Raw genomic sequence first — 5642 nt, 5'->3', positions numbered from 1 at the left:
CGGAGCCCGCGCTCCTGGTCGCCGACCCGGCGCCGGACGGCGGGCCGTTGCCGCCCTTGCCGGTGGCGACCGCGTCGGGCCTCATCGGCGCGCTGGCCGCACTGAACCTCAGCCTTCTGTTCCGCCGTGAGACGGCGGACAGGAGGCGACCGTCGGCCCGCCACGGCTGACGGAACCGAACCCGTCGCGAGCGGTACCGGCCCGAACCGAGAGGACGGCCGGTGCCGGCCGTCGACCGGGCGTTCGGGGGCGGGCCATCCTGGGGCGCCTGCCCCCGAACGTGAGTCCGCCCGGAACCTTCGCCCCGCCGTACGGCGGGCGGGGGTTCCGGGCGGTCACTCAGCCGACGGCGTGGACCCCGCCGTCGACGTGCACGATCTCTCCGGTCGTCGCCGGGAACCAGTCCGACAGCAGGGCGACACACGCCTTGGCGGTGGGCTCGGGGTCGGCGACGTCCCAGCCGAGCGGCGCGCGCTCCGGCCACACGTCGGTGAACTCCTCGAAGCCGGGGATGCTCTTGGCCGCCATCGTCTTGAGCGGGCCGGCCGCCACGAGGTTGACCCGTACCTTGTCCGGGCCCAGGTACTTGGCGAGGTAGCGCGAGGTCGACTCCAGACCGGCCTTGGCGACGCCCATCCAGTCATAGACCGGCCAGGCCTGACCGGCGTCGAAGTCGAGGCCCACCACCGAGCCGCCGGACTTCATCAGCGGCAGGCAGGCGGCGGTGAGCGACTTGAGGGAGTACGCCGAGATCTGCACCGCGGTCGCCACGTCGCCCCACGGCGTGTTCATGAAGTTGCCGCCCATCGCGGTCTGCGGCGCGAAGGCGATCGAGTGGGCGACGCCGTCGATGCCGTCGACGTACGCGCTCACCTGGTCGGCCAGGCCGGCGAGGTGCTCGTCGTCGGTGACGTCGAGCTCGATCACCGGCGCGGCCTCGGGGAGCCGCTTGGCGATGCGCTCGACGAGCGACATGCGGCCGAAGCCGGTCAGCACGACCGTCGCGCCCTCCTGCTGCGCGAGGCGCGCGATGTGGAAGCCGATGGAGGCGTCCGTCAGGACGCCCGTGACGAGGATGCGCTTGCCGTCGAGAATGCCCATTCAGTGCCCCATTCCAAGACCGCCGTCGACCGGGATGACCGCCCCGGTGATGTAGGCGGCGTCGTCGCCGGCCAGGAACCGTACCGCCTTGGCGATCTCCGCCGGCTCGGCGATCCGGCCCAGCGGAATCTGCTTCTTGATCTCGGCCTGCCGGTCCTCGCCCAGGGCCGCCGTCATGTCGGTGGCGACGAATCCGGGTGCGACGACGTTGACGGTGATGCCGCGCGAGCCCAGTTCGCGGGCGAGGGACCGGGCGAAGCCGATCAGCCCGGCCTTGGAGGCGGCGTAGTTCGTCTGGCCTCCGGAGCCGAGCAGCCCGACCACCGACGAGACCAGGATGATGCGGCCCCTGCGCTTGCGCATCATTCCGCGCACCGCGCGCTTGGCGACGCGGTACGCCCCGGTCAGATTGGTGTCGAGCACGGAGGAGAATTCCTCCTCGCTCATCAGCGCGAGCAGGTTGTCGCGGGTGATGCCGGCGTTGGCCACCAGCACCTCGACGGGTCCCTGCTCCGCCTCGACCTTGCCGAACGCCGCGTCGACGTCCTCGGCGCTGGTGATGTCACAGCGCACGCCGAACAGGTCTTCGGGCGGCTCGCCGGAACGGTAGGTCACGGCGACGGCGTCCCCCGAGCCCTTGAGCTCGTGGGCGATGGCCAGCCCGATTCCCCGGTTACCACCGGTGACGAGGACTGAGCGAGTCATTCGGAAACCTCCAGTCGGGATCCTGGCGAGCCTATTGCGCTACCCACGGGTAGCACGAGCACGGCACAGCCAAGGGTGACCTGCCGCTCTTTGTAGGACGCGATAGGTTGCGACAGTGCGACAGATCGATCAGGAGTTCACCGCCCTGCCGTTGCGTGCGCTGGCCGACGCCGCGCTCTCCCGTGCCCGCGATCTCGGCGCCGAGCACGTCGACTTCCGCCTCGAGCGCGTCCGGCGCCAGACGTTGCGGCTGTCCGACGGCCGGCTGGAGACCGCGGCCGACGCCGACGACCTCGGTTTCGCCGTGCGCGTCGTCAGAGAGGGCACCTGGGGCTTCGCCTCGGGCATCGACCTGACACCGGACGCGGCCGTACACGTGGCCGAACAGGCCGTGGAGGTCGCCAAGGTCGCGGCGGCCATCAACCGCGAGCGCATCGAGCTCGCCCCCGAGCCGGTGCACGGCGAGCGGGTCTGGGTCTCCTCATACGAGGTCGACCCGTTCACCGTGCCGATCGCCGACAAGGTGGCGCTGCTGACCGACTGGAGCCGCCGGTTGCTCGCCGACGACCGCGTCGCCCACTCCGACGCCGCACTGCTCCAGGTGAAGGAGAACAAGTTCTACGCCGACGCCGCGGGCACGATGACCACGCAGCAGCGCGTGCGTTTGGCGCCCGTGGTGACCGCCGTGGGAGTCCACGAGAGCGGCTTCGACACGATGCGAAGCCTGGCCCCGCCCGCCGGACGCGGGTACGAGTACCTCACCGGCACGGTCTGGGACTGGGACGGCGAGCTGGCCCGCATCCCGGAGTACCTCGCCGAGAAGCTGGCCTCGCCGTCGGTCGAGGCGGGCGTGTACGACCTCGTCATCGACCCGTCCAACCTGTGGCTGACCATCCACGAGTCGATCGGGCACGCCACCGAGCTCGACCGCGCGCTGGGCTACGAGGCGGCCTACGCGGGCACCTCGTTCGCGACGCCGGACAAGCTCGGCAGCCTGCAGTACGGCTCCAAGGTGATGAACATCGTGGGCGACCGTACGGTCGAGCACGGCCTGTCGACCGTCGGCTACGACGACGAGGGCGTCGAGACGCAGAGCTGGGACATCGTCCGCGACGGGCGGTTCGTCGGCTACCAGACCGATCGGCGCATCGCGCACCTGACCGGGCGGGAGCGCTCGAACGGCTGCGCCTTCGCCGACTCCCCCTCCAGCATGCCGCTGCAGCGCATGGCGAACGTCTCGCTCCAGCCCGCGCCGGACGGGCCCTCCACCGAGGAACTGATCTCCGGCGTCGACCGCGGCATCTACGTCGTCGGCGACAAGAGCTGGTCGATCGACATGCAGCGCTACAACTTCCAGTTCACCGGCCAGCGCTTCTACAAGATCGAGAACGGCCGGCTGGCGGGCCAGCTCCGCGACGCGGCGTACCAAGCGGTGACCACCGACTTCTGGAACTCCATGGAGGCCGTGGGCGGTCCCCAGACCTACGTCCTCGGCGGGGCGTTCAACTGCGGCAAGGGCCAGCCGGGCCAGGTCGCGCCGGTGAGCCACGGCGCGCCGTCCGCCCTGTTCCGCGGCGTCAACATCCTCAATGCGGTCAAGGAGGCCGGCCAGTGAACACTCCTCAGGAGACTGTCGAGCGGGCGCTGGGGTTCTCCCGCACCGACGGCTGCATCGTGATCGCCGACGAGTCCAGCGGGGCCAACCTGCGCTGGGCCGGCAACACGCTCACCACCAACGGCGTCACCCGGTCCCGCCGGCTCACGGTCATCGCGATCGCGGGCGAGTCGACCGGCATGGTCTCGCGGGCCGGCGTCACGCCGGACCAGGTCGAGGACCTCGTACGCGCCGCGGAGCGCTCCGCCGAGGAGAGCGGCCCGGCGGAGGACGCCGCTCCGCTGATCGACGCCGCGCGGGCGGGCTCGGGCGGCGCGTGGGACGACGCTCCGGCCGAGACCTCGATCGGGGTGTTCGAGGGGTTCGCGCCGGCGCTCGGCGAGGCGTTCGCCGCGGCCCAGGACGACGAGCGGCTGCTGTACGGCTTCGCCTCACACGACATGAACTCCACCTTCCTCGGCACGTCCGCGGGGCTGCGGCTGCGCTTCGACGAGCCGACGGGCAAGGTCGAACTGAACGCCAAGACCCGGGACATGGCGCGGTCGGCGTGGGCGGGCACGGGCACCGCAGACTTCCGCGACGTGGACGTGGCGGGCATGACCGCCGACCTGAGCGCGCGGCTGACGTGGGGCGAACGCCGGATCGACCTGCCGGCGGGCCGCTACGAGACGCTGCTGCCTCCCGGGCCGGTCTCGGACCTGATGACGTACATGTACTGGTCGGCGGGCGCCCGCGACGCGCACGACGGCCGTACCGTGTTCAGCCGCCCCGGCGGCGGGACCCGTATCGGTGACACGCTGTCGGACCTGCCGGTGCGCCTCTACAGCGACCCGTCGGCGCCGGGCCTGGAGTGCGCGCCGTTCGTGGTCGCCCACGCCTCCAGCCGCGAGTCCTCGGTCTTCGACAACGGCCTGGCGCTGAACCCGGTCGACTGGATCTCCGGCGGAAGGCTGTCCGCGCTGCTGCAGACGCGCCAGTCCGCCGGGCTGACCGGCCAGCCCCTCACGCCCGGCGTCGACAACCTCCTCATGGAGGTCCCCGGCGCCACGGCGTCGCTGGAGGACATGGTCGCGAACACCCGCCGCGGGCTGCTGCTCACCTGCCTGTGGTACATCCGCGAGGTCGACCCGCAGTCGCTGCTGCTGACCGGCCTCACGCGCGACGGCGTCTACCTCGTGGAGGACGGCGAGGTCGTTGGCGAGGTGAACAACTTCCGCTTCAACGAGAGCCCGGTCGGCCTGCTGTCCCGGATCGCCGAGGCGGGCCGTACCGAGCGCGCCCTGAGCCGCGAGTGGTCGGACTACTTCACCCGTACGGCGATGCCGCCCCTGCGCGTGGCCGACTTCAACATGTCGACGGTGAGCAAGGCGAACTGAGCCCCGCCCGTGCCCCGGGGTCCGCCGGGGCACGGCCTGTCCCCTGCCCGCGTACGGGTCAGGTGTCCTCGAGCCGGAAGCCGACCTTGAGCCCCACCTGATAGTGCGCGACCTCGCCGTCGACGATCTGGCCGCGCACCTCCGTCACCTCGAACCAGTCCAGGTGACGCAGCGTCTGGCCGGCGCGCCGGATGGCGTTGCGGACGGCCGCGTCCACACTCTCCGGCGACGTCCCGACGATCTCGGTCACCCGGTACGTGCGCTCGGTCATGAGTCCTCCTTCGCCGGGCGGAGTGACCGCCGGGGTGCGTCTTTCGGCTCCCTCGCCCGCTCGGTCACGAGTCCTCCTCCACCGGAGGGCGTGACCACTGGGACGCGCCTTCTGATTCCCTCGCTCCGCTCGGTCATGGTGCCTCCCGTGCCGTGATAATGATCGGGTGATCGTGCTCCTTCCCCCGTGTCCTCGTGACCATGCGGCGACCCGCGGGCGCCGGTGATCCGGTGTTCCGTCACTCCGGCTACGCGGAGCTACAGGACCGCGCGCGGCAGGTGCTGGATCCGGCCGTGTTCGACTTCTTCGCGGGCGGCTCGGGCGATGAGAGCACGCTCGCGGCGAACCCGGCCGCCTGGGGGCGCGTCGCCCTGCGCCCGCACGTGCTGCGCGACGTCTCCTCGGTCGACACCCGCGTGCGTGTGCTCGGCCGCGAGCTGCCCGCTCCGGTGTGCGTGGCGCCGATGGGATATCAGGTCCTCGCCCATCCCGGCGGCGAGGTCGCCACGGCGCGTGGGGCCCGGCGGGCCGGCGCGCTGCTGACGGTGTCCTCGCGCAGCTCGCGGCGGATCGA

6 protein-coding genes are annotated in these 5642 nt (G+C 71.6%); 3 read left to right on the top strand and 3 right to left on the bottom strand.

The features are described from left to right. Nucleotides 1-339 precede the first annotated feature (339 nt). Nucleotides 340-1101 (bottom strand): enoyl-ACP reductase FabI, encoded by a 762-nt coding sequence (fabI, locus tag ACFFNX_RS40300; RefSeq protein WP_378211436.1) that lies wholly within the window; start codon nt 1099-1101, stop codon nt 340-342. Next, on the bottom strand, nt 1102-1806 hold the full coding sequence (gene fabG, locus ACFFNX_RS40295; protein WP_378211434.1) for a 3-oxoacyl-ACP reductase FabG: 705 nt from the start codon (nt 1804-1806) through the stop codon (nt 1102-1104). It lies immediately after the preceding gene. 115 nt (nt 1807-1921) lie between these two features. Here fabG and ACFFNX_RS40290 point away from each other — a divergent pair, with 115 nt between their 5' ends. Together ACFFNX_RS40290 and ACFFNX_RS40285 are read left to right on the top strand one after the other, a co-directional pair. Further along, nucleotides 1922-3421 carry a TldD/PmbA family protein gene (locus tag ACFFNX_RS40290; protein ID WP_378211433.1) on the top strand — a complete coding sequence of 500 codons (1500 nt, stop codon included), beginning with the start codon at nt 1922-1924 and terminating at the stop codon, nt 3419-3421. Beyond that, the gene (locus tag ACFFNX_RS40285) at nt 3418-4797 is read left to right on the top strand and encodes a metallopeptidase TldD-related protein (RefSeq protein ID WP_378211432.1); all 1380 of its coding nucleotides are present in this window, start codon (nt 3418-3420) and stop codon (nt 4795-4797) included. The genes ACFFNX_RS40290 and ACFFNX_RS40285 overlap by 4 nt, the downstream gene beginning before the upstream one ends. Before the next feature lie 58 nt (nt 4798-4855). Here ACFFNX_RS40285 and ACFFNX_RS40280 read toward each other — a convergent pair whose 3' ends face one another. Then, nucleotides 4856-5068, bottom strand: coding sequence for a dodecin (locus ACFFNX_RS40280; RefSeq protein ID WP_378211431.1), 213 nt, complete (start codon nt 5066-5068; stop codon nt 4856-4858). A 200-nt stretch (nt 5069-5268) separates the two neighbouring features. Here ACFFNX_RS40280 and ACFFNX_RS40275 point away from each other — a divergent pair. Further along, nucleotides 5269-5642: alpha-hydroxy-acid oxidizing protein (locus tag ACFFNX_RS40275; RefSeq protein WP_378211430.1), on the top strand; the 374-nt coding region annotated here is incomplete at its 3' end.

Source organism: Actinoallomurus acaciae (genome assembly GCF_042429965.1).
GTDB classification, from domain to species: Bacteria; Actinomycetota; Actinomycetes; order Streptosporangiales; family Streptosporangiaceae; genus Actinoallomurus; species Actinoallomurus acaciae.
Note: the sequence above shows the minus strand (reverse complement) of the source record. Positions and strands in the feature narration are given on the sequence as shown.